The 264-nt window shown below is 61.7% G+C and carries 1 protein-coding gene; it reads left to right on the top strand.

Annotated elements, in window-relative coordinates:
• Window positions 1-264: hypothetical protein (locus ACRHOZ_RS21035; protein WP_431130255.1), on the top strand; the 264-nt coding region annotated here is incomplete at both ends.

The following is a 264-nucleotide window of genomic DNA, read 5'->3' as shown; positions in this document are numbered from 1 at the left end:
CGCGGCGTTGACGCGCAGCTATGTCGAAAACGACCTGGCCGAGTTCTACCAGGGCGAAGTGCATTACGCGCGTGACGCTTTCGAGGGCCTGAAGTTGATGGACACCATCATGAGTGCCAAGCGCGGCGAGGCGCCCGACGAAAACAGCCCGGAAGCCATTAAGGCGCGTGAGAAAGAAGCCGAACGTAAGGCCCGCCACCAGCGATCCAAACGCATTGCCGCACAGCGCAAAGCCGCCGAAGAACCAGTCGAGGTGCCCGAACG

The sequence above is a fragment of the Flagellimonas flava genome, from assembly GCF_050617915.1.
Classification (GTDB): domain Bacteria; phylum Bacteroidota; class Bacteroidia; order Flavobacteriales; family Flavobacteriaceae; genus Flagellimonas; species Flagellimonas flava_A.
Note: the sequence above shows the minus strand (reverse complement) of the source record. Positions and strands in the feature narration are given on the sequence as shown.